General features: G+C 72.2%; 16 protein-coding genes and 1 pseudogene. 14 read left to right on the top strand and 3 right to left on the bottom strand.

Going from position 1 to position 23294, the window contains the following annotated elements; genetic code table 11:
* Window positions 1–79: 79 nt before the first annotated feature.
* From KKZ08_RS32545 to KKZ08_RS32605, 13 genes are all read left to right on the top strand, one after another.
* Entirely contained in the window at window positions 80–757 is a 678-nt protein-coding gene (locus KKZ08_RS32545; RefSeq protein WP_223777836.1) for a GntR family transcriptional regulator, read from the top strand.
* A complete protein-coding gene (locus KKZ08_RS32550; protein ID WP_223777837.1) occupies window positions 754–1656 on the top strand; it encodes a dihydrodipicolinate synthase family protein in 903 nt (300 codons plus the stop codon). The genes KKZ08_RS32545 and KKZ08_RS32550 overlap by 4 nt, the downstream gene beginning before the upstream one ends.
* Complete coding sequence (gene araD / locus KKZ08_RS32555; protein ID WP_223777838.1) at window positions 1653–3401, top strand: L-arabinonate dehydratase; 1749 nt, start codon at window positions 1653–1655, stop codon at window positions 3399–3401. The genes KKZ08_RS32550 and araD overlap by 4 nt, the downstream gene beginning before the upstream one ends.
* Before the next feature lie 88 nt (window positions 3402–3489).
* Window positions 3490–4458 (top strand): sugar ABC transporter permease, encoded by a 969-nt coding sequence (locus tag KKZ08_RS32560; RefSeq protein ID WP_223777839.1) that lies wholly within the window; start codon window positions 3490–3492, stop codon window positions 4456–4458.
* Window positions 4455–5324: a carbohydrate ABC transporter permease gene (locus tag KKZ08_RS32565; protein ID WP_223777840.1), complete on the top strand. Its 870-nt coding sequence runs from the start codon at window positions 4455–4457 to the stop codon at window positions 5322–5324. The genes KKZ08_RS32560 and KKZ08_RS32565 overlap by 4 nt, the downstream gene beginning before the upstream one ends.
* The gene (locus KKZ08_RS32570) at window positions 5321–6541 is read left to right on the top strand and encodes a Gfo/Idh/MocA family oxidoreductase (RefSeq protein ID WP_223777841.1); all 1221 of its coding nucleotides are present in this window, start codon (window positions 5321–5323) and stop codon (window positions 6539–6541) included. The genes KKZ08_RS32565 and KKZ08_RS32570 overlap by 4 nt, the downstream gene beginning before the upstream one ends.
* Complete coding sequence (locus KKZ08_RS32575) at window positions 6538–7398, top strand: PmoA family protein (protein ID WP_223777842.1); 861 nt, start codon at window positions 6538–6540, stop codon at window positions 7396–7398. Before KKZ08_RS32570 ends, KKZ08_RS32575 begins: the two co-directional genes overlap by 4 nt.
* A gap of 515 nt (window positions 7399–7913) precedes the next feature.
* The gene (locus KKZ08_RS32580; RefSeq protein WP_223777843.1) at window positions 7914–9551 is read left to right on the top strand and encodes a glycoside hydrolase 43 family protein; all 1638 of its coding nucleotides are present in this window, start codon (window positions 7914–7916) and stop codon (window positions 9549–9551) included.
* Window positions 9551–10891 carry a sugar ABC transporter substrate-binding protein gene (locus KKZ08_RS32585; RefSeq protein ID WP_223779280.1) on the top strand — a complete coding sequence of 447 codons (1341 nt, stop codon included), beginning with the start codon at window positions 9551–9553 and terminating at the stop codon, window positions 10889–10891. Before KKZ08_RS32580 ends, KKZ08_RS32585 begins: the two co-directional genes overlap by 1 nt.
* Window positions 10888–11613, top strand: a complete 726-nt coding sequence (locus tag KKZ08_RS32590; protein WP_223777844.1) for a rhamnogalacturonan acetylesterase — start codon at window positions 10888–10890, stop codon at window positions 11611–11613. Before KKZ08_RS32585 ends, KKZ08_RS32590 begins: the two co-directional genes overlap by 4 nt.
* Complete coding sequence (locus tag KKZ08_RS32595) at window positions 11610–12896, top strand: polysaccharide lyase family 1 protein (RefSeq protein ID WP_223777845.1); 1287 nt, start codon at window positions 11610–11612, stop codon at window positions 12894–12896. The genes KKZ08_RS32590 and KKZ08_RS32595 overlap by 4 nt, the downstream gene beginning before the upstream one ends.
* Window positions 12897–12963: 67 nt before the next feature.
* Complete coding sequence (locus KKZ08_RS32600; RefSeq protein ID WP_223777846.1) at window positions 12964–14085, top strand: pectinesterase family protein; 1122 nt, start codon at window positions 12964–12966, stop codon at window positions 14083–14085.
* Window positions 14086–14192: 107 nt separating this feature from the next.
* On the top strand, window positions 14193–16067 hold the full coding sequence (locus KKZ08_RS32605; protein ID WP_276573910.1) for a rhamnogalacturonan lyase: 1875 nt from the start codon (window positions 14193–14195) through the stop codon (window positions 16065–16067).
* 14 nt (window positions 16068–16081) lie between these two features.
* On the opposite strand, the gene KKZ08_RS32610 is transcribed toward KKZ08_RS32605, so the two are convergent.
* The 3 genes from KKZ08_RS32610 to KKZ08_RS32620 form a co-directional block, all read right to left on the bottom strand.
* Window positions 16082–17257 carry a serine hydrolase domain-containing protein gene (locus tag KKZ08_RS32610; protein WP_276573911.1) on the bottom strand — a complete coding sequence of 392 codons (1176 nt, stop codon included), beginning with the start codon at window positions 17255–17257 and terminating at the stop codon, window positions 16082–16084.
* A 150-nt stretch (window positions 17258–17407) separates the two neighbouring features.
* A complete protein-coding gene (locus tag KKZ08_RS32615; RefSeq protein ID WP_276573912.1) occupies window positions 17408–19750 on the bottom strand; it encodes a xyloglucanase in 2343 nt (780 codons plus the stop codon).
* 44 nt (window positions 19751–19794) lie between these two features.
* On the bottom strand, window positions 19795–21822 hold the full coding sequence (locus KKZ08_RS32620) for a glycoside hydrolase family 48 protein (RefSeq protein WP_223777847.1): 2028 nt from the start codon (window positions 21820–21822) through the stop codon (window positions 19795–19797).
* Between the two features lie 429 nt (window positions 21823–22251).
* On the opposite strand from KKZ08_RS32620, the pseudogene KKZ08_RS32625 reads away from it, so the two are divergent.
* Window positions 22252–23253, top strand: a pseudogene (locus tag KKZ08_RS32625) (cellulase family glycosylhydrolase); the annotation flags it as partial.
* Window positions 23254–23294 lie beyond the last annotated feature (41 nt).

The following is a 23294-nucleotide window of genomic DNA, read 5'->3' on the forward strand; positions in this document are numbered from 1 at the left end:
CGGGGCACCCTCTTAGCTTCTACGCGTCGTACTTCGTACGTCATATATGAGACGCGATACGCGAGATCTGAGGGTGCCCATGACGTCCGTCCCGACTCCGACCCCGGCCTCGGCGCCGCCCCCGGTCCCGATCCCGTCGCGCACGCAGTACGTGCTCGAGTCGATCAAACACCGCATCCTCAGCGGCGAGTTGAGCCCGGGGCAGCCCCTGATCGAGACGGAACTCGCCCGCGCGTACGGAGTGTCCAAGACACCCGTGCGCGAGGCCCTGAAAACCCTCGCCGGTACCGGGCTCGTCGAGATGAGCCAGTACAAGGGCGCCACCGTGCGCACCGTGGATGCCGCCATGGCGCGCGAGGTCTACGACGTACGACTGCTCCTGGAACCCGAGGCGCTGCGCCGCACCGTGCTGCGCGGCGCCCCGCTCGACGCCGCGCGCGAGGCCCTGGTGCGGGCCGACGCCGCCGAGGACGCGGCCGAACGCTCGCTGGCCAACCGGGAGTTCCACCGCGCGCTGTACGTCGACTGCGGCAACCCGCTCCTCGGGCGGCTGCTTGACGGGGTGCGGGACCAGGCCGCACTCGTATCCGCCGTGGCCTGGGCCGCCGACCCGTCGTGGGCGCGTGAGGCCACCGAGCACGAGCGGATCCTGCGGCTCGCCCTCGCCGGGGACCAGGACGGGGCGGCGCGCGCCCTGCACGAGCACATCGAGTCGTTCGTGCGCCGAGCCTTTCCCGGGGAAGGGGAACTTCAGTGACGTTCGAGACGCAGCGCACCGCACTCGCCGACGTCGTGGCGATCCCGGTGACGCCCTTCGCCGCGGACGGCGCCATCGACCGCGCGGCACACCGCGCGATCCTGCGCCGCCTGCTCGACGGCGGGGTGCGCACCCTGACGCCGAACGGCAACACCGGTGAGTTCTACGCCCTGTCGCCCCAAGAGCGGCGCGACGTCGTGGAGTTGACCATCGCCGAGGCCGCCGGGCAGGCCGTGGTCCTCGCCGGCGTGGGCCATGACGTGCCGACCGCTGTCGCTGCCGCGCGGCACGCCGGGGAGTGCGGCGCGGACATGGTGATGGTGCATCAGCCCGTGCACCCCTACGTCTCCGACGCGGGCTGGGTCGCCTACCACCGGGCGATCGCCGAGGCCGTGCCGGACCTGGGAGTCGTCCCCTATCTACGGGACGCGGGCCTGCCGGGCGCCCGCCTCGCCGAACTCGCCGACGCCTGCCCCAACGTCATCGGCGTCAAGTACGCCGTACCGGACGCGGTACGGTTCGCCGGGTTCGCGCGCGACGCGGGGCTCGACCGCTTCGTGTGGGTCGCGGGGCTCGCCGAGCCGTACGCCCCCTCGTACTTCTCGGCGGGCGCCACCGGTTTCACCTCGGGCCTCGTGAACGTCGCCCCCGGCCTCTCGCTGCGCATGATCGAAGCGCTTCGATCCGGTGACCACGGCGAGGCCATGAAGGTGTGGGAGCAGATCCGCCGCTTCGAGGAACTGCGCGCCGCCGACGGCTCCGCGCACAACGTCACGGTCGTGAAGGAGGCCCTCGCCGTCCTGGAGCTGTGCCGCCGTGACGTGCGCGCCCCGAGCAGCCCGCTGCCGGCGGCCGAGCGGGCCGAGGTGGCCACGATCGTCGCGGGGTGGTCCCTGTGAGCGGCGCGCCCGAAGGTCGTACGCGGCAAGAGCTGCGCAGCAGCCAGTGGTACGGCGAGAGCGTCTCCTCGGGCCTGCGCTCCTTCAGCCACCGCGCCCGCACCCGCCAGCTCGGCTACCTCCCCGAGGAGCACCTGGGCAAGCCCGTCATCGCGGTACTCAACACCTGGTCCGACATCAACCCCTGCCACTCCCACCTGCGCGAGCGCGCCCAGGCCGTCAAGCGCGGCGTGTGGCAGGCGGGCGGCTTCCCCCTGGAGTTCCCGGTCTCCACGCTCAGCGAGACCTTCCAGAAGCCGACCCCGATGCTCTACCGCAACCTCCTGGCCATGGAGACCGAGGAACTGCTGCGTTCCTACCCGGTGGACGGCGCCGTCCTGCTCGGCGGCTGCGACAAGACGACGCCCGCGCTGCTCATGGGCGCGGCCAGCGTCGACCTGCCCGCCGTCTTCGTGCCGGCCGGGCCCATGCTGCCGGGGCACTGGCGGGGCGAGACCCTCGGCTCCGGCACCGACATGTGGAAGTACTGGGACGATCACCGCGCCGGGCTCATCGGCGACTGCGAACTGACCGAACTGGAGAGCGGCCTCGCGCGCTCGCCGGGCCACTGCATGACCATGGGCACCGCCTCGACGCTCACCGCGGCGGCGGAGGCGCTCGGCGTGACCGTGCCCGGTGCCTCGTCCATTCCCGCGGTCGACTCCGGGCACGACAGGATGGCGGCGGCGTCGGGCCTGCGGATCGTCGAACTCGTACGCCAGGACCGGCGTCTTTCGCGGATCCTCACCGCTGACGCCTTCGCGGACGCCGTCACCACGGTGCTGGGACTCGGCGGCTCCACCAACGCCGTCATCCACCTCATCGCGATGGCGGGACGGGCCGGGGTCGAGCTGACGCTGGACGACTTCGACCGGATCGCCCGCACCGTGCCGGTGCTGGCCGATGTGCGGCCGGGCGGCGAGCGGTACCTGATGGAGGACTTCCACTTCGCGGGCGGGCTCCCGGGCTTCCTGTCGCGGATCACCGACCTGCTGCACCTGGACCGGCCCACGGTCTGCCACGACACCCTGCGCGAACAGCTCGCGGGGGCGCGCGTGCACGACGCGGACGTGATCCGCACCCGCGACGACCCGGTCGCCGCGGAGGGCGGCGTCGCCGTCCTGCGCGGCAACCTCTGCCCGGACGGCGCCGTCATCAAGCACATCGCCGCCGAGCCGCACCTGCTGCGGCACACCGGCCCCGCCGTCGTGTTCGACGACTACCGCACGATGCAGCGCACCATCCACGACCCGGCCCTCGGCATCACGCCCGACCACGTCCTGGTCCTGCGCGGCTCGGGACCCAAGGGCGGGCCCGGCATGCCCGAGTACGGGATGCTGCCGATCCCCGACCACCTGCTGAAGCAGGGCGTGCGCGACATGGTGCGGATCTCCGACGCGCGGATGAGCGGCACCTCGTACGGCACCTGCGTGCTGCACGTCGCGCCCGAGTCGTACGTCGGCGGGCCCCTCGCGCTGGTGCGTACCGGGGACCTGATCACCCTCGACGTCGCGGCGCGCACCCTGCGCCTGGAGGTGCCGGACGAGGAGCTGGCGCGCCGCCGCGAGCAGTGGACGCCGCCCCCCGCCCGCTATGAGCGGGGGTACGGCGCGCTCTACAGCGAGCAGATCACGCAGGCCGACACAGGCTGCGACTTCGCCTTCCTCGCGAGGCCGGGCGCGGTGCCGGATCCGTACGCGGGCTGAACTCAGGCCCCCGTCCCCCTATTTGTCCGAGATTTCGAACATCGTGCGCGAAGCGCTTCACCCGCACATCCACGATCGGAGAAGTGTCATGGCCCAGGCCGCAGCCGTGGCGAAGCCACCGCCGAGCACCGCCCAGCCGCCGCCCGACAAGGGTCCGCGGCGGGGGCGACGGCGGGTCGGGGCGACCCCGCGCCGCCTTCCCTACCTGCTGATCGCCCCCGCCGCCCTGCTGATGCTCGGCTTCATCGCCTACCCGGTCATCAGCGTCTTCTACTACAGCCTGCGGCACTACAACCCCACCAAGCCGTGGCGCAACGGCTTCGCGGGCCTCGACAACTTCGTCACCGCCTTCACCGACGACCCCGAGTTCTGGCACACGCTCGGCTTCAGCCTCCAGTGGGTGGCCGTCGAGGTCGTGCTGCAACTGCTGCTCGGCCTCGCGCTCGCGCTGCTCGTCAACCAGACCTTCGTGGGCCGCGCCATGGCCCGCGCCCTGGTCTTCTCGCCGTGGGCCGTCTCCGGCGTCCTCACCTCGACGATCTGGCTGCTGATCTTCAACTCCCAGACGGGCATCTCGCGTTACCTCGCCGATGTCGGGATCGGCTCGTACGGCACGTCGTGGCTCTCCGACACCGGGACGGTCTTCCCCGCCGTCGTCGTCGCCGAACTCTGGCGCGGCGTCCCCTTCTTCGCGATCCTCATCCTCGCCGACCTCCAGTCCGTCTCGAAGGACCTCTACGAGGCCGCCGAGGTCGACGGCGCGAGCCGCTGGCGGCAGTTCTTCCACATCACGCTGCCGCACCTGAAGGACGCGATCATCCTCTCCACGCTGCTGCGCGCGGTCTGGGAGTTCAACAACGTCGACCTGCTCTACACCCTCACCGGCGGCGGCCCGGCCGGCGAGACGACGACGCTGCCGCTGCGCATCGCGTCCATCGCCGTGGACTCGCACGACTTCGGCTACGCCTCCGCGCTGACCGCCATCGCCTTCGTGATCCTTCTCTTCTGCTCGCTGCTGTATCTGCGGCTCAGCAAGTTCGGGGGCCAGGACAAATGACCGCCACCACCGCCACCCGCCCGGCCGGGACGAGGAAGGAGCCCAGGGCCACCGTCATCGGACGGACACCCCGCTGGCAGATCTACACCCCCCTCGGGCTGTACCTCCTGTTCACCCTCATCCCGTTCTACTGGATCCTGCTCTTCGCCCTGCGCCCGACCGGCTCCACCTCGCTCGTGCCGTGGCCGGTCACCTTCGAGCACTTCGACAAGGTGTGGACCGAGCGCAGCTTCGCGACCTTCTTCCAGAACAGCCTGCTCGTCGGCGTCGTCTCCATGGTGATGACCACGCTCGTCGCCCTCGCGGGCGGCTACGCCCTGGCCCGCTTCGACTTCAAGATCAAGCGCGCCTTCATGCTGGCGCTGCTCTGCTCGCAGTTCATCCCGGGCGCCCTGATGCTCGTACCGCTCTTCGAGATCTTCGCCGAGCTGCGGATGATCAACTCCCTGGCCAGCGTCATCGTCGCCGAGACCGTCTTCCAGCTCCCCCTGTCGATGATCCTCATCAGCGGGTTCATCAAGAACGTGCCCTACGTCCTGGAGGAGGCCGCCTGGGTCGACGGCTGCGGACGCTTCCGCGCGTTCTGCGCCGTCGTCCTGCCGATGCTGCGGCCCGGCCTGATCGCGGTCGGTTCCTTCGCCTTCGTGCACAGCTGGAACCACTTCCTGTTCGCCCTGATGTTCCTCAGCGACCAGGGCAAGCAGACCATCCCGGTGGGCCTGGCCACGCTGATGGGCGCCGACAGCGTCGACCTCGGGGCGCTCGCCGCGGGCGGTGTCGTCGCCGCCGTGCCCGTCGTGATCGTCTTCGCCTTCATCCAGAAGTGGCTGGTCACCGGGTTCAGCGCCGGGGCGGTGAAGGGATGAGCGCCACGACGCGGGGGCTCCGGCTCCCGCTGCCCATCGTCCTCGCGGGGGCCCGCGGCCACGGCCGCTGGCACCTGGAGAACATCCGGCGCCTCCAACACGCCGGTCTGGTACGGCTGGTGGGCGTCTGCGAGCTGAAGCCGCTGGTCGGCGAGGAACTCGTCGGCTTCGGCGCGGTCGAGCAGTCCGACGACTTCGCGGCGCTCCTCGACACGACCGGCGCCGCCGTCGCCGTGGTCTGCACGCCCATCCCGACCCACACCGAGCTGGCGCTCGCCGCCGCGCGACGCGGCGTCCACGTGCTCCTGGAGAAGCCGCCCGCCCCGTCCTACGCGGAGTTCCGGCGGATGGCGGACGGCGCCGCCGCGGCCGGTACCGCCGTCCAGATCGGCTTCCAGTCGCTCGGCTCGCACGCGATCCCCGCCGTCCGCCGGCTCGTCGCCGACGGCGCGATCGGCGAGGTCACCGGGGTGGGCGGGGCCGGCGTATGGGTGCGCGACGAGGCGTACTTCCGGCGGGCGCCGTGGGCCGGTCGTCGCAGGATGGACGGTGTGGACGTGGTCGACGGCGTCCTGACGAACCCCCTCGCGCACGCCGTCGCCACCGCCCTCGCACTGGCGGGCAGCGCGGCCGCCGAGGACGTCACGGACGTGGAGACGGAACTCTTCCGCGCCCACGCCATCGAGTCCGACGACACCTCGTGCGTACGGGTCTCCACGGCGGACGGCGCCCGGGTCACCGTCGCGGCGACGCTCTGCGGCCACACCTCCGAGGAGCCGTACGTCGTGGTGCACGGCAGCGAGGGGCGCATCACCTTCTGGTACAAGCAGGACCGCGTGCAGGTGCGGCGCGGCGGCACAAAGAGCACGGGCTCACCGGCCCTGTACGGCAGGACCGACCTCCTGGAGAACCTGGTCGAGCACCTCATGGGCCGCGCGGCGCTGCTGGTGCCGCCCGCCGCCACCGGTGCCTTCATGCGGGTCGTCGAGGCGGTCAGGACGGCGCCGGACCCCGTCGCGCTGCCCGCCGGCGCGTGGCGCGGCGCTCCCGGCGAGAGCGCCGAGCGGCGCGTCGTCGAGGGCATCGACGGGCTGGTCGCGGTCGCCGCCGACACGCTCTGCCTCTACTCCGAACTCGGCGTCTCCTGGGCCCGGCCGCCCGGCCGCGACGCCCTCGACCCGCACGGTGACCTTCACAACGAGGTGAACACGTCATGACCGCTTCCCCGCAGCACCCACCCGGCTCCCTCCTCCTGCGCTGCGCGGGGCGCCCGGTGGCGCGCTACGTCATCCGGCCCGACCTGGAGCGCGGCATGGCGCCCCGCCCCTACCTGCACCCCGTCACCACGCTCGCCGGGACGCCCGTCACCGAGCTGGCTCCCGATGACCATCCGCACCACCTCGGGGCCGGGGTCGCCGTGCCCGACGTGGCGGGACGCAACTTCTGGGGCGGGCGGACCTTCGTACGCGACCAGGGGCCGACGGAGCTGGACAACCACGGGGCGCAGCACCACCGGGGGTTCAAGCTGCGTGACCCGGACGGCTTCGTCGAGGACATCGACTGGACGGCGGACGGCGAGGTCCTGCTGCGCGAGCGGCGCACGGTCGCCGCCGTCGAACTGACCGCGGCCGCGTGGGCGTTGGACTTCACCTTCTCGCTCACCAACGCGACCGGCGGCGAACTGTCCATCGGCAGCCCGGCCACCAACGGCCGCCCCGGCGCCGCGTACGGCGGCTTCTTCTGGCGCGCCCCCAAGGCGGCCGCGCCGCCACGGGTCTTCACGCCGGAGGCCGAGGGGGAGGAACCCGCGCACGCCGCCCGCGCCGACTGGCTGGCCCTTGCCGGGGACGGCTGGACGCTGGTGTTCGCCGGCGCGACGGCACGGACCCGCCGCGACCCGTGGTTCGTACGCGCCGCCGAGTACCCGGGCGTCGGCTCCTCCCTCGCGACCGGGGACCGCCTGCCGATCGCCCCCCGCGACACGCTCGTGCGCCGCGTCGTCACGGTCGTCGCCGACGGCACCCTGGACCGGGACGAGGCGGCGGCGCTCGTCCGCAAGGCGGTGACGGCGTGAGGGCGGCGGCGGTGACGTCGTCGGGCGGGGCGAGTGTGTCGGGGGGTGGTCGGGCCGCGGGGGCGGGCGGAGTGTCGGCCGCGTGTCCGGGGGGTGGGGTGGCGTCGTCGGAGGGGGCGAGTGCGTCGGCCGGGGTGACCTCGTCGGACATGGCAAGCGCGCCGGGCGGTGCGTCGGCCGGGCGCTCCGGGGCCGGGGTGCGCGGTGGCCCGGGCGGTGTCTCCGGCGCCGTCACGAGCACCGCCGTGGTGGGTGCTTCGGGGGAGGGAGTCGGGCCGGGGGCGTCGGGCGGTGGTCGGGCCACCGGGTCAGGCGGTGCGTCGGCCGGGCGTCCGGCGGCCGGGGTGGCGTCGGCGGACGGGGCGAGCGCGTCGGGAGGTGGTCCGGCCGCCGGGTTGGGCGGTGTGTCCGCCGGGCGTCCGGGGGCCGGGGTGGCCTCGTCGGACGTGGCAAGCGCGTCGGCCGGGCGGCACCCGGAAGCCGGGGCGCACGGGGGCCCGGGCGGTGCCTCTGCCATGTCCGCGGCCACCGCCACCGCTTCGGCCGCCGCGAGCGTCTCCGCCACGCCGCTGGCCACGCGCCCCGAGCTCACCGGCGACCTCGGCGACGGCACCTACCGCAACCCCGTCCTCGCCGCCGACTGGTCGGACCCCGACGTGCTGCGGGTCGGGGACGACTTCTATCTCACCGCGTCCAGCTTCGGCCGGTCGCCAGGGCTGCCGCTGCTGCACTCCCGGGACCTGGTCAACTGGACGCTCATCGGGCACGCCCTGGACCGCCTCGAACCGGCCGAGGCCTTCGCCGTCCCCCGGCACGACTGCGGGGTGTGGGCGCCGTCCCTGCGCCACCACGACGGGCGGTACTGGATCTTCTGGGGCGACCCCGACCACGGCGTGTACCAGATCAACGCCCCGCGCATACGGGGGCCTTGGACCCGCCCGCACCTCCTCAAGCCAGGCAAGGGCCTCATCGATCCCTGCCCGTTGTGGGACGAGGAGAGCGGCGCGGCCTACCTCGTGCACGCCTGGGCCAAGTCACGGTCCGGTGTGAAGAACCTGATCACAGGGCACCGCATGAGCCCCGACGGGCGTGAACTCCTCGACGAGGGACGCGTGTTGATCGACGGGGACCGGATCCCCGGCTGGTTCACCATCGAAGGGCCGAAGCTCTACCGGCACGACGGCTGGTTCTGGATCCTCGCCCCGGCCGGCGGCGTCGCGACCGGCTGGCAGGGCGCCTTCCGGTCCCGCTCCTTCCACGGGCCGTACGAGGAGCGGATCGTCCTCCAGCAGGGCAGCACCGGCGTCAACGGCCCGCACCAGGGCGGCTGGGTGCGCACCGCCACCGGTGAGGACTGGTTCCTGCACTTCCAGCAGCGCGGCGCGTACGGCCGTGTCGTCCACCTCCAGCCGATGCGGTGGGGCGCCGACGGCTGGCCGGTGCTCGGAGACGACGACAACCCCGGTACACCCGGCACCCCCGTTGACGTATACCGCAAGCCGAACCTGCCGCCGCAGCCGCCCTCCGCCCCCGCCACGAGCGACGACTTCCCCGGCGGACGGCACGGCCCCCAGTGGCAGTGGACCGCCAACCCCCGCACCGGCTGGGCCACGTCGCACTCCGGGGACGGCCTGCGCCTGGCCTGCGTACGCACCGCGCGCGCCGACGACGTGCGCGCCCTGCCGCACACGCTCACCCAGCGGCTGCCCCTGCGGCCGTGCGCCGTCGAGGTGGAACTGCGCCTCGACGCCGAAGTACCGGGCGCCCGCGCCGGATTGGCGGTGCTCGGCGACGCGTACTCATGGGTCGGCCTGGAGCGGGGCGAGGGCGGAGCGGTCCGCCTGGTGCACCGGTTCGCCGAAGCGGGCACGGAGGCCGAGCGGGACGCCGCGCCACCGCGCCCCGCCCCGCACGGCACGGCCCGGCTGCGCGTGGAGATCACGCGGGGCGCCCGCTGCCACTTCCATGCCGATACGGGCGACGGCTTCCGGCCCACCGGCGGCCCCGTCTTCGCCGCCACACCCTGGCGCTGGGTCGGCGCGCTGCTCGGCCTGTTCGCGGCGGCGCCCGAGGGCACGGGCCCCACGGGCACCGCCCTGTTCACGCACTTTTGGATCAACCACGGAAACACCACCCGAGAAGAGAGCCGATGATGAACATGAGCCCACGCCTCAGGCGCCGCACGACCGCCGCCCTCGCCCTGACCACCGCGCTCGCGCTGACCGCCACCGCCTGCGGTGACGACGGCAGCGGCGCGGCCGGCGACAAGGGCGGCGAGGGCAGCGGCAAAGGGGAGATCGTCTTCTGGGACAACAACACGGCGGTCCGGCACGACGTCTGGCAGGAGATCATCAAGGACTTCGAGAAGGAGAACCCCGACATCGACGTCAAGTACGTCGGGGTGCCCGCCGAGAACGTCCAGTCCAAGTACGACACCGCGATCCAGGGCGGCGGCCTCCCCGACGTCGGCGGCGTCGGCGCCGCCATGCTCGCCGGGATCGCCGCCCAGGACGCCCTGGAACCGCTCGACGACCGCGTCGAGAAGAGCGCGCTGAGCGGCAAGCTCAACTCCGCGATGGTGGACAGCGTCCGCGCGGCCGGCGGCGGCGTCGACCTCTACACCGTCCCGACGTCCGCGAGCAACGGCGTCCTTTACTACCGCACGGACCTCTTCAAGGCCGCGGGCCTGGAGGCGCCCACCACCTGGACGAAGTTCTACGAGGCCGCCGAGAAGCTCACCGACAGGGACAACAACCGCTTCGGCTACACCATCCGCGGCGGCGAGGGCTCCATCGCCCAGGCCCTCGACGCCATGTACGGACAGTCCGGCATCGGCGACTTCTGGGACGGCGACGAGACGACCGTCAACAACCCCAAGAACGTCGCCGCGCTGAAGAAGTACGTGGCCCTCTACAAGAAGGCCACGCCCTCCGCCGACCTCAACAACGACTTCACCAAGATGGTCGCCCAGTGGGACAGCGGCCAGATCGGCATGCTCAGCCACAACCTCGGCTCCTACCAGGACCACGTGAAGGCACTCGGCGAGGACAAGTTCCGCGGCCTGCCCAACCCGACGACCGACGCCGGCGTACGCGTCCAGGTCTCCAACCCCGTCGACGGGCTCGGCCTGTTCAAGTCGAGCAAGAAGAAGAAGGCCGCCTGGAAGTTCATCGAGTTCGCCGCCTCGCACGAGTCCAACAGCAAGTGGAACGAGTCGGCCGGCGCCATCCCCGCCAACACCGAGGCGGCCAAGGACCCGTGGGTGAAGAAGTCCGAGCCCACCAAGCTCGCGGCCGAGGCCCTGAACGACGGCTCCCTCAAGATCGTGCAGCTGCCGTACTACCTGCCCGACTGGAACACCATCAGCAAGGCCGAGAACGAGCCCGGCTTCCAGAAGGTGCTCCTCGGCAAGATGTCCGCGAAGGACTTCCTGGACTCGCTCGCCGAGCAGCTCAACGAGGCGCAGGCCGAGTGGAAGAAGGAGCACCAGTGACCGCCGCGGGCCCCGGCCGCCGCACGCTGTACCTCGCGGGCGACTCCACCGCCGCCCAGAAGTACGCGTCCGCCGCGCCGGAGACCGGCTGGGGCATGGCCCTGCCCTTCTTCCTGCGCCCCGCGCTGCCCGTCGCCAACCACGCGGTGAACGGTCGCAGTTCGAAGAGCTTCATCGACGAGGGCCGCCTCACCGCGATCCTCGGCGCCATCGGCCCCGGCGACCTCCTCCTGGTCCAGTTCGGCCACAACGACCAGAAGCGCGAGGACCCCGCCCGGTACACCGAGCCGTGGACGACGTACCAGGAACACCTGCGCGAGTACGTCGCCGGGGCGCGGGCGCGCGGGGCCCGCCCCGTGCTGCTGACCTCGGTGGAACGCCGGCGTTTCGACGAGGGCGGCGGCGCCCTGCCCACGCACGGCGACTATCCGGCCGCCATGCGGGACCTGGCCGCCGAGGAGGGCGTGGCCCTCCTGGATATCCAGGCCCTGTCCCTCGCCCTGTGGGGCAAGCTCGGCGCCGAGAAGACCAAGCGGTACTTCAACTGGACCGCGTCCGAGCAGGACAACACCCACTTCAACCCGCCCGGCGCGATCGCCGTGGCCCGCCTGGTCGCGGCGGAGCTGCTGCACCGCAGGGTGCTCGCGCCGGGCGACGTACGCCGCCTCGACGACGAGGTCCCGGAGTCCTGGATCACCTGGCCGGCCGAGGAGAGAGCATGACGAAGCGTGCCCGCACCACCCTGCTCGTGGGCTGCGCGGCCCTCGCCCTGACGCTCGCCGTGCCCGCCACGGCGACGGCCCGCCCGGGACCCGCCCGTGACGTGCTGCCCGCGCACGACGGCTGGGCGTCCGCCGACGGCGGCACCACCGGCGGCGCGGGCGCCGGGCCCGCGCGCACCCACACCGTCACCACCTGGCGGGAGTTCAGGGCGGCGCTCTCCGCGGGCGGCGAAGGGCCGCGGATCATCAAGGTCAAGGGCACGCTGGACGCCACGGGGGCGGGAGGCTGCGCGGCGTTCGAGGCCGAGGGGTACGACTTCGCGGAGTACCTCGCCGCGTACGACCCCGCCGTATGGGGCAGGGACCGGCCGGTCAGCGGCGAGCAGGAGGACCTGCGCGCGGCCTCGGCGGCCCGGCAGGCGGCGGCCGTCACGGCGTACATCCCCTCCGACACGACGGTCGTCGGGGTCGGCGCGAGCGCCGGGATCACCGGCGGCAGCCTCCAGATCAAGGGCGCGGACAATGTGATCGTCCGCGGCCTCACCCTGGAGAGCCCCCTGGACTGCTTCCCGCAGTGGGACCCGACGGACGGGGCGCGGGGCGCCTGGAACTCGGAGTACGACAGCGCGGTGGTGTACGGCTCCACGCACGTCTGGCTGGACCACAACACCTTCACCGACGGCGCCCACCCCGACAGCTCGCTGCCCTCCTACTACGGCGAGCTCTACCAGCGGCACGACGGCGAACTGGACATCGTGCGGGGCGCCGACCTCGTCACCGTCTCCTGGAACGTCTTCGCCGACCACGACAAGACGCTCATGATCGGCAACAGCGACAGCGCGGGCGCCACCGATCGCGGCAGGCTCCGCGTCACGCTCCACCACAACCTCTTCCGCGACGTCGTCGAGCGCGCCCCGCGCGTGCGCTTCGGCAAGGTCGACGCCTACAACAACCACTTCGTCGTCCCGCGCGACGGCTACCAGTACTCCTTCGGCATCGGGGCGGAGTCCCAACTCGTCGTCCAGCACAACGCGTTCACCCTCCCGCGCGGGGTCGGAGCCGGGCAGATCCTCAAGAAGTGGAAGGAGGCCCCCGTCACGGCGGACCACAACCACGTGAACGGCAGGCGCGTGGACCTGATCGGCGCGCACAACGCGCAGTTCCCCGACGAACCCCTCCAGTCCGGCGCCGGCTGGACGCCACACCTGCGCACACACGTCGACCACCCGCGCGCCGTGCCGTACGTGGTGGGCCGTGGGGCGGGAGCCGGAAAACTCCGCTGACCGCCCTCCGTCGACCGCCCCCCGTTTCGACCACCGTGTCCGAGCCGCACAGCGAAGGAGCACCTCCATGCCCTCGCCCCACCCGCACAGCCCCCTCACCCGCCGCTCCCTCATCGCCGCGGGCGCCGGAGCCGCGCTCGCCCTGGCCCCGACCGCCCCGGCCGCCGCCACCCGGCGGCGCCCCTTCGGACGGTACGGTTCGCCCGCCGCGCGGCTCGGCGCCCGCACCCTGTACGTGCATCCGCGCCCCGGCACCGGTGACTTCACCCGCGTACAGGCCGCCGTGGACGCGGCGGGCGGGGGCGGTTGGACGCTGGTCGTGGCGCCGGGGACGTACCGGGAGGTCGTGAGGGTCACCGCCGGGCACGCGGGGCTCGCGGTGGTCGGGGCGAGCGGTGAGCCGCGTGACGTGGTCATCGTGTACGACAACGCGGCCGGTACGCCCAAGCCGGGCGGCGGCACGTACGGCACGTCCGGCTCGGCGTCCGTCACCGTGGAGGCCGACGGGTTCACCGCACGCGACGTGACGTTCGCCAACGACTGGCTGCGCGCCGAACACCCCGAGATCGTCTCCGGGACGCAGGCGGTCGCCATCAAGGTGACGGGGGACCGCTCGGCGTTCCTGCGCTGCCGCTTCCTCGGCCACCAGGACACGCTGTACGCCGACACCAGGGCGCTCACCGTCTTCGCCCGGCAGTACTTCCGCGACTGCTACGCCGAGGGGGACGTCGACTTCGTCTTCGGGCGGGCCACGGCGGTCTTCGAGCGCTGCCGGTTCCACACGCTGCACAGGACCGACCTCGCGGGCGCGCCGTTCGGCTTCGTGTTCGCGCCGAGCACCGCCGTCGCCAACCCGCGCGGTTACCTCGTGGCGCGGTCCCGGGTCACGAGCGGCGCCCCGGACGCGTACTACAAGCTGGCCCGCCCCTGGGTCCCGTCGTCCGACCAGAGCGCGCGGCCGATGCTGACGGTGCGCGACACCTGGCTCGGCGCGGGCATCGACGCCGATGAGCCCTACGGCACCATGGCGTCGGGCCACCCGTGGCAGAACCAGCGCTTCGGCGAGTACCGCAACACCGGCCCGGGCGCCACCGTCACCGACCCGGCCCGGCGCCCCCAGCTCACCGCCGCGGAGGCCGCGTCGGCCACGCGCGAGAAGTACCTGCGCGACTGGCGGCCGTATCGCTGACAGGGCGGGGCTTCGGGAGGGAGAGAGGCGGCGGCAACTCATGCTCTTCCGGCGGCGACTCACGGGGAGAACCCCCGTCCCCCACCCACCCCTTCCGGGAGGCCCCCGTGCGTAACCCGCTTCACCACCGCAGACGCAAGGCCAGGACGCGTCTGCTCGGCGCCACCGTGGCGGCGGGGGCGGTGGCCGCCGCCGGGCTCGTCGCGCTGCCCGGCACCTCGTCCGAGGCCTCCGCCGCGCCCGCCGCCCGCCAGGCCGAGCGCCTGGACCGCGGCGTCGTCAGCGTCCACAACGGCAGCGGCAACCTGGTGAGCTGGCGCTGGCTCGCCTCCGACCCCACGAATGTCGCCTTCAACGTCTACCGGGGCGGTACGAAGGTCAACGCGTCCCCCGTCACCGGCTCCACGAACTACTTCCACCCGGGGGCGCCGAACTCGGCCGACTACACGGTCCGCGCCGTCGTGGGCGGCGTCGAGCAGGGCGACTCGGCGCACGCCGTCCAGTTCCGGGCCGGCTACAAGGACGTGCCGATCACCCCGCCCGCGGGCGGCTCGGACTACACGTACGAGGCGAACGACGCGTCCGTCGGCGACCTGGACGGCGACGGCGCCCTCGACTTCGTCCTGAAGTGGCAGCCCACGAACGCCAAGGACAACTCGCAGTCGGGCGTCACCGGCAACACCGTCATCGACGGAGTCACACTGGACGGCACCCGCCTGTGGCGCATCGACCTGGGGCGCAACATCCGCTCGGGCGCGCACTACACCCAGTTCCAGGTGTACGACTACGACGGCGACGGCAAGGCCGAGGTCGCCATGAAGACGGCGGACGGCACCGTCGACGGCACCGGCAAGGCGATCGGGAACGCGGCGGCGGACCACCGCAACGCGAGCGGGTACGTGCTCTCCGGCCCCGAGTACCTGACCATGTTCAACGGCCGGACCGGCGCGGCCATGCAGACCGTCGACTACGCGCCCGCGCGTGGCGACGTCGCGTCCTGGGGCGACAGTTACGGCAACCGCGTGGACCGCTTCCTGGCGGGGACCGCCTACCTCGACGGCTCGCGGCCGTCCCTGATCATGGCGCGCGGCTACTACACGCGCAGCGTCATCGCCGCCTGGGACTGGCGCGACGGCAGGTTCACGCGCCGCTGGACCTTCGACACGAACTCCTCGACCAACGCGGGCAAGGGCTACGACGGGCAGGGCAACCACAGCCTGTCCGTCGCGGACGTCGACAAGGACGGCAAGGACGAGATCGTCTACGGCGCCATGACCGTGGACGACAACGGCAACGGCCTGTGGACGACGAAGCTCGGGCACGGCGACGCGGGCCACGTCGGCGACCTCGACCCGTCCCGCGCGGGCCTGGAGTACTTCAAGGTCTCCGAGGACAGCTCCAAGCCCGGCTCATGGATGGCCGACGCCCGCACCGGGCAGATCCTGTGGCGGACCGCTTCGGGCGCCGACAACGGCCGTGGCGTCAGCGCCGACATCCACGCGGGCTCCCCGGGCGCCGAATCGTGGTCCGCGGCCGACACCACCCTGCGCTCACCCACCGGGGCGTCGGTCGGCCGCGAACCCTCCAGCGTCAATTTCGTGAGCTGGTGGGACGGCGACACGACCCGCGAACTGCTCGACGGCACCCGCATCGACAAGTACGGCACCGGCGGCGAGAGCCGCCTGCTGACCGGGGCGTCCGTCTCCGCCAACAACGGCACCAAGGCGACCCCGTCGCTCTCCGGCGACATCCTCGGCGACTGGCGCGAGGAAGTCGTCTGGCGCACCTCGGACAACCGCGCGCTGCGCATCTACTCGACCCCGCACCAGACGAACACGAGGATCACCACACTGCTCCAGGACACCCAGTACCGCACCGCCCTGGCCTGGCAGAACACCGCCTACAACCAGCCACCGCACCCGAGCTTCCACATCGGGAGCGGGATGACGACCGCGCCACGGCCCAGGGTCGCCACTCCCTAAACTCCCTGAACGGTTCAGCGGCGGCACAGAGCCGTGTCCACGACGCTCTCCAGCCGCTTCTCGGCCGCCTCCGCGGTCGGCTGCATGGTCACCGCGACGTTCGCCGCGCGGCCGTCGTCGGTGACGCCGCCCCGGGTCTCGTACCCGGGGAAGCTGCCGCCGTGGCCCCAGGAGCGTCCGCCGCACGACAGGGGCTTGCTGACGATGCCCAGTCCGTAACGGGCGCCGTCGCCGAAGTACGGGGCGGGGACGGTGGTGCGCATCTGGTCGAGCTGGGCCGCCGGGAGGAGGCGGCCGCCGATGAGCGCGGTGAAGAACCGGTTGAGGTCGGAGTTGGTGGAGATCAGCTGCCCGGCCGACCAGGCCCAGGAGGGGTCGATCTCCGTGATGTCGTCCAGTTCGGTGCCCGGCGCGTCCTGGTAGTACCCCTTGGGGTGCGGTTCGCGGATGGTCGCGTCGCGCGGCGCGGGGAAGTACGTGTGCCGCAGCCCGAGGCGGTCGATGACGCGCCGGTCGATCTCCTGGGCGACCGTGCGGCGGGTGACCTTCTCGATGATCAGGCCGGCCAGCACGTAGTTCGTGTTGCTGTACTCCCACTTCTTCCCGGGCTCGAAATGGGCCTCGTGCCGCAGCGCGATGCCGAGGAGTTCGCGGGGTTCGTAGTACCGCGGCTGGATGTCGTACTCGGTGTAGTTGGGCAGCCCGCTGGTCTGCTGGAGGAGGTGGCGCACGGTGATGCGGCGGCCGTCGATGCCCTCCCCGCGCACCAGGCCCGGCAGGTAGGTGTCGATGTGCGCGTCGAGCGAGATCCTCTTCTCGGCGACCAGCTGCAGCATGACCACCGCGGTGAACGTCTTGGTGTTGCTGCCGATCCGCACCTGGCCGTCCCGGGGCACCTGCGCGCCGGTCGCGAGGTCCCCGACACCGGCGGTGTAGGCACGTCCGCGGCCCGTGCGGTCCGTGACGCTCGCCAGCGCGGCGGGCATGCCGTCGGCGCGCACCAGCGCGTCCAGGCCCTGCTGGACGGTGTCCGGCCGGGGAGCCGCCGACGCCGCCGACGCCGAGGGCGCCTGGAGCGCTCCCGCCGTCATGACACCCACGGCCACCGCGACCGCCGCCGCCACGCTCCCGCGACGCCGACCGCCCTGCCGCCCGGACGAACGGACCCTCTGCCATGCCTGCTCACGCACGAGCCAACTCCTACGAACGCTGGGGACCCGGCGGCTTCCGCCGGGCCCCCAGCATGTCCGTACCCCATCACCTGCGGCGATCCTGCCACCACCCGCTTCGGGGAGGGGGTTAACCCCCGAGGGGCGGGGCACGTCCGGCGGCCCTCGCGGCTACCGCGGCCGCCTGGCCGCCGTGTCCCCGTAGACGATGCCGCGGCCGTTCGTCGCCACGTACACCCGGCCGAAGACCTTCGGGTCGCCGGTGATGGCGGCGCCCGTCCACCCCCACTGATGCCGCGCGTCGTTCACGCGCACCCAGCTGGCGCCCGCGTCCGTGGAGCGGAAGATGCCGCGCACGCCGCCGATCCTCGCGCTGGTGTAGAGCGTCTGGTACGAGGCACCGGGCGCCGCCTTGCCAAAGCCGATGGTGTCGGCCTCCTGGACGCCGCCCGCCTTGGTGAAGCTCGCGCCGCCGTCCGTGGAGTGCCACAGGCCGTACGTCCCGCCGGACTTGCCGCCCGCGAGCCACACGTCGCCCTTCCTGCCGGGGACGGCCTGGAACTTCACGGGCCCCTCGGCCGGCAGACCGGCCGCCGCCGTCGCGGTGAACGTCGCGCCGCCGTCCGAACTCACGTAGAAGCGCCCGGACTTGAAGCCGTAGAACCGCTTCGGGTCCACCCGGTCCGCCTCGACCACCGCGCCCTGCGGGATGCCCTTGGCGGCCGTCCACGACGAGCCAGGACCGGTGGCGGTGTGCACCCCCGCGCCCTCCGGGCTCCACACGAAGCGGCTCCCGTCGGCCGCGGCGGCCACCGTCCCGCCGCCCGTGACGCCCGGCGGCTCCTGGCCGCCGGACCAGGTGGCGCCGTTGTCCGTGGAGAAGGCGACGCGCGGCGCCGCGTCGGCGTTGCCGGCCCGTACCACCGTGGCCGGCCTGGACGCCGCGTAGTCCAGGCTGGTGGTCGAGGCGAAGTTCGGCGAGGTGTACATCAGCGGCGGCACCTTGGTGACGTCCGTGTGCCGGAAGCCGCCGATGTCGCCGAGCGCGCTCAGCAGCGGCGCCCCGGACGGGGGAGCCGCGAGGTCGTTGACGGCCGTCTCCTCCAGGCCCTTCACCATGGGCGTGACGGTGAACTTTCCGCCGGGGTCGTCCCAGTCGGTGAGGTCCTGAGTGCCGTAGACCGTGGCGCCCGTGCCGTACATCATGCGGTCGGAGTCGAACGGATCGATCTCCAGGGACTCCGTCATCCACCCGAGCTTCGGGGACTGCTCGGGCGGCGCGGGCTTCGCGCCCCAGGAGAGCCAGGGGACGGACGAGATGTCCATGGTGTAGCGGTTCTCACGCGTCGGGTACGACGAATAGCCCCAGGCCGACGTCCAGTTGGCGCCGCTGTCCGTGGTCCGGAAGATCTGCGTGTCGGGCCACCAGGAGCTGTAGCCGGTGACCATGACGGTGCCCGGGTCGCTCCGGTCGACGCTCAGCCCGCTGAAGCCGTAGTGGGTGTCGGCATCCGCGACGGGGCTGATGTTCTTCCACTCGCCGGTCCGCGTCGCGTACCGCCACACCTGGCCCTTGCCGCCGTCGTAGGGCCCCGCCCGGTCGCTGTACGCGAGGTAGAGATAGCCTCTCTCCGCGTCCAGGACTCCCTTGTGGGCGAGCAGCCCGGTCGGCTGGCCGCCGACACGCGACCAGCTGCCGCCGCCGTCGGTGGACTTGTAGACGGAGTTCTCCTTGTCGGCGACGCCCACATACAGGGTCTGCGTCCTCAGCGGCTTCGAGCCGCCCGAGCCCGTCGACTCGTCGAACGTGACCCAGACGATCCCCTGGTTGTCGGAGTCGTAGCCGCTCGTGTCACTCGGGTCCTGCTGGAAGTTGCCGGGGTTCGGGAAGTTCGTCACCTGCTTCCAGGTGGCGCCCGCGTCCGTGGAGCGCCACAGGCCCTTGCCGCTCGGTGCCCCCAGGTAGAGCACGTCGTTGTCGTGCGGGTCGACGGCCAGGCGCTCGCCCATGCCGCGCCCCGGCATGTTGCCGCCCAGCTTGAACGGCAGGTCGGCCTTCCGCCAGGTCTCGCCCCGGTCGGCGGAGCGCAGCACGGCGCCGTTGCCCGGGTCCCAGTCGTTCGTGTACGTGCCGACGGCCGCGTACACCCGGTCCGGGTCGACGGAGTCGGACGCGAGGCTCACCACGCCGGTGTGCCCCCAGTCGTCCCAGCCGATGGAGTCGAGCAGCGGCTTCCAGGACTTCGACGACTCCTGCCAGCGGTAGGCGCCGCCGATGTCGGTGCGGGCGTAGGCGAGGTGGCGCTCGGAGCGGTTGAAGACGATGCCGGGGACGAAGCCGCCCCCGTCGATGCGGACGTTCTTCCAGTCGTACGGGACGGCCGTGGCCGCCTTCGCGACCGCGAAGGCGTGGTCGTCGGCGGCCGCCACCGGACCGCCGACGAGCATGCCGCCGAGCAGGCCGAGCAGAGCGGGGAGTATGCGCGCTCTGTGCGCGCGGGGCACAGGAGGCATGGGGGGTCCCTTCGCACATCAGGTGGGGGGCGGGGGAGGGCGGCTCAGCTTTCGAGGAGCTCCGCGTACGCGCCGAGGGCGAGGGCGACGTCCACCTGCGCCCAGAAGCGGTGGTAGGTGAAGGTGGGGGCGTTGCCGCCGGACAGATACGCCTGGACCTTCGGCCAGTCCGGGTCCTTCTTGTAGAAGGAGCGGATGGAGGTGAAGTCCGACGTGGAGTTGACCGCGTCGCCGTTCGGCATCCGCCCGCTCCAGCCGTTCGGCACGTACACCGCGTCGTCGAAGCGGTTGTAGTCGGCGCGTTTCTCCGGCACGGCGACGCCCCGGGCGTCCTGGTGGTGGGACCACATGCCGTCGAGCAGCGCCTTCGCGGTCGCCCTGGCCCTGGCGTGGCCGGCGCGGGCGGCGTAGTAGACCAGGGTGCGCGCGTAGGCACCCGCCACTCCCACGTCGTTGGTGCGGTCCACGACCGAGACGTGCAGCCCTGAGTTGGCGCCCGGCCGCGAGGGGTTCCAGGTGTCGGGCTGCCCGGACCAGCTGAGCGTCGAGGGGAAGAGGTAGGACCCGTCGGAGTTGACGCTCGTGTGCGCGAGCGCCCACGTCACCCACTTGTCGAGGACGGCCTTGGCGTCCGCGGCGCCCGTCTGGTGGTAGTACGCGGCGACCCGCTCCATCGACCAGGCCTGGAAGCCGAACCACTGGTTGGACGGCGGGTCGTGGTAGACGGGCTTCTCGTCGTAGTACATGCCGTAGAACGTGGGCGTGCCGGCCGGCGGCGTGGCGTAGCGGCCCTGCCAGCTGTTGGTCGCGCCGCCCGCGATCGCGCCCTCCGCGGACTGGAGCCAGCGGTAGAACTCCAGCTGCCGCTTCAGGCTCTGCGCCCAGTCGGCCCTGCCGGTCGCCGACTTGGGCGCGAGGGGCGCGTACGAGGAGAGGGCGTGCGCGGCGAGGGGGTTCTGGTAGCCGCCGTGGCTGTGGCTGCAGCCGATGCGCCATGCCCAGCCCGCCGAGGTGTCCAGGGCGCCGCCCCACGCGTAGTACCAGGACAGCAGGTAGTGCGCGCTGTTCTTGCCGCCGCCGGGCGCGCAGCCGGACGGTGACGTGCAGTCGCCGACCTTCTTGAAGTACTTGTCGAACAGCGCGTAGCGCAGGTAGTCGCCCATCTTGGCGGCCTTCGCGACGGTCGCCGCGACCTGCCCCTGCTTGCCCTGCGCGGTGGCCCACTTGTGCGCCCAGTACGCGGCCTGCACGGCACGCGCGTCGGCGTCGGGGGCGTTGGTGAACTTCCACTGCCGGGCGTACGAGGCGTCGCCGGTGAACAGGTCGAGGTAGCCGTTCCTGCCGCCGTGCGTGAAGTCGTCGCGGCAGGGGTGCGGGACCGTCTCCCAGACCGACTCCTGGGGGCCGCGCTGGAAGGTGTTGATGTACGTCGGAGCGGTGCCCGCGCCCCCCAGGCCGTAGGTGTTGTCGACGTCCTGGAGCCAGTGCATGCCGTAGATGTCGTCGGTGCCGTACGCGCTCCTCAGCTCGGCCGCGAGGGGGTCGGAACCAGCGGCGACAGAGGGGTCAAGAGGGGCCGGGTACTGCGCGGGTGTATCCCGCTCGGGCGCGTACGTAGCCGGTTTCGCCGCATTGTAGAAACTGTTCGTCGGCTGGTCCGCGCGGGTGGGGATCATGAATTTCTCCATGGTTTCCCACGCCGAGTTGAACCGGGTCCAGTCACCGGTGACCTTGCCGTACATGGCCTGGAGCCATATCAGATAGCTGTACGCCTCCGAAGTCGTCTCATGGCCGTGATCGGGCGCTTCGACAATGAGCGTCTCGACGGAGTGGTACGGAATGCCCTCTGGCGAGAAATAGCCGTTGGCGGGGTTGGTGATCTTTCCGTAGAGGTCGAGGAAACGCTGTTCATAGGGAGTGGCCGCCGCCGAAACCTCCCGCGCGTGGGCGGCCTGACCTGCGGGTCCGAGGCCGGCGGCGACGGGGATCGCGGCCGCGGCGGCGCCGATGGCCAGAACTCTGCGGCGGCTGAGTTCTGGTCGTGATTCGCCGGGTTCGGGGAAAGAACGCATGGGGGTGTCCTTCTTCCGGTGAGGGTGGGAGCGCTCCCAAAGTCCTTGTGCGACCAGAGGTTGTCAAGACTGCTGGCGTGAATCGAGTTGTCGAATCCATTCGACGGGACGGCCGGAAAAATTCCGGGAAACGCGGCAACCCTTTCGCTGTCCGGCGGTGACTCCACGTCAGAGCCCCGCCCTTACCGGCCGAAGACCGAACGACCGACAGACCGACAGGCCGAAGGACCGACGGACCGACAAGGAGTCGCCATGACGCGGCACCCCCCGCTCCTGTCCCGACCGCTCAGCACGCACCGCCCGCGCCACCCGCTCGGAACGCGCCACCCACGCCGCCTCCTGCGGTCGCTCGCCGTCCTGGCGGGCGCCCTCCTCCTCGCGGGAGGCCTCACGTCCCCCGTGGCCGCGCGCCCCGCCGCGGCCGCACCGCCACCCGTCCTGCACGTCGAGGGCAACCGCCTCGTCGGCCCGGACGGCGCCGCCCACCGCCTCCTCGGGGTCAACCGCTCCGGGGGAGAGTTCGCCTGCGTCCAGGGCTGGGGCATCTTCGACGGCCCCGTCGACGACGCCTCGGTCAAGGCCATCGCGGACTGGAACGCCAACACCGTGCGCATCCCCCTCAACGAGGAGTGCTGGCTCGGCACCGCCAACATCGACCCCCGCTACCGGGGCGCCGCCTACCGCACCGCCATCGACGGCCTGGTCCAGCGCGTCCAGGCGCACGGCATGACCCCGGTCCTCGAACTGCACTGGACCCACGGCCGCTACACCGGCAACTCCGCCGGCTGCCACGACGTCCATGCGAGCTGCCAGAAGCCCATGCCGGGCGCCGCGCACACCCCCGCGTTCTGGACCTCGGTGGCGAACACGTACAAGAGCGACCCCGAGGTCGTCTTCGACCTCTTCAACGAGCCCTATCCGGACCGCGCGACCCCCACCACCGCCCAGGCATGGGCCTGTTGGCGCGACGGCGGCACCTGCCCCGGCATCGACTACGAGGTCGCCGGGATGCAGGACCTGCTGGACGCCGTACGGGGTACGGGGGCCCGCAATCTCGTCCTGACCGCCGGCATCGCGTACTCCAACGACCTCAGCGGCTGGCTGGAGCACGCGCCCCACGACCCGGCGGGCAATCTCGCCGCGGCCTGGCACGTCTACAACTTCAACGCCTGCGCCGACGAGAGCTGCTGGAACCGCACCCTCGCCCCCGTCGCCGACCGCGTCCCGCTCGTCGCGGGCGAGATCGGCGAGAACACCTGCTCCCACGGCTTCGTCGACCGCGTCATGAAGTGGTTCGACGACCGCCGGCTCTCCTACCTCGGCTGGACCTGGAACGCCTGGGACTGCTCATCGGGCCCGGCCCTGATCCGCTCCTACGACGGCACACCCACCCCGTTCGGCATCGGGCTGCGCGACCATCTGCGCGCCCTCGAGCACCGCGACCGCACACGCGGACCGCGCTGCCAAGCGGC

Origin of the sequence: Streptomyces sp. 135, from assembly GCF_020026305.1 — a bacterium.
GTDB lineage: Bacteria > Actinomycetota > Actinomycetes > Streptomycetales > Streptomycetaceae > Streptomyces.

Bases quoted from the DNA above. Each gene is read 5' to 3' on its own strand.
- KKZ08_RS32585 (WP_223779280.1), top strand. From the start codon at position 9,551: ATGAACATGAGCCCACGCCTCAGGCGCCGCACGACCGCCGCCCTCGCC.
- KKZ08_RS32580 (WP_223777843.1), top strand. From the start codon at position 7,914: ATGTCCGCGGCCACCGCCACCGCTTCGGCCGCCGCGAGCGTCTCCGCC.
- KKZ08_RS32560 (WP_223777839.1), top strand. From the start codon at position 3,490: ATGGCCCAGGCCGCAGCCGTGGCGAAGCCACCGCCGAGCACCGCCCAG.
- KKZ08_RS32575 (WP_223777842.1), top strand. From the start codon at position 6,538: ATGACCGCTTCCCCGCAGCACCCACCCGGCTCCCTCCTCCTGCGCTGC.
- KKZ08_RS32570 (WP_223777841.1), top strand. From the start codon at position 5,321: ATGAGCGCCACGACGCGGGGGCTCCGGCTCCCGCTGCCCATCGTCCTC.
- KKZ08_RS32545 (WP_223777836.1), top strand. From the start codon at position 80: ATGACGTCCGTCCCGACTCCGACCCCGGCCTCGGCGCCGCCCCCGGTC.
- KKZ08_RS32595 (WP_223777845.1), top strand. From the start codon at position 11,610: ATGACGAAGCGTGCCCGCACCACCCTGCTCGTGGGCTGCGCGGCCCTC.
- KKZ08_RS32615 (WP_276573912.1), bottom strand. From the start codon at position 19,750: ATGCCTCCTGTGCCCCGCGCGCACAGAGCGCGCATACTCCCCGCTCTG.
- KKZ08_RS32600 (WP_223777846.1), top strand. From the start codon at position 12,964: ATGCCCTCGCCCCACCCGCACAGCCCCCTCACCCGCCGCTCCCTCATC.
- KKZ08_RS32565 (WP_223777840.1), top strand. From the start codon at position 4,455: ATGACCGCCACCACCGCCACCCGCCCGGCCGGGACGAGGAAGGAGCCC.
- KKZ08_RS32620 (WP_223777847.1), bottom strand. From the start codon at position 21,822: ATGCGTTCTTTCCCCGAACCCGGCGAATCACGACCAGAACTCAGCCGC.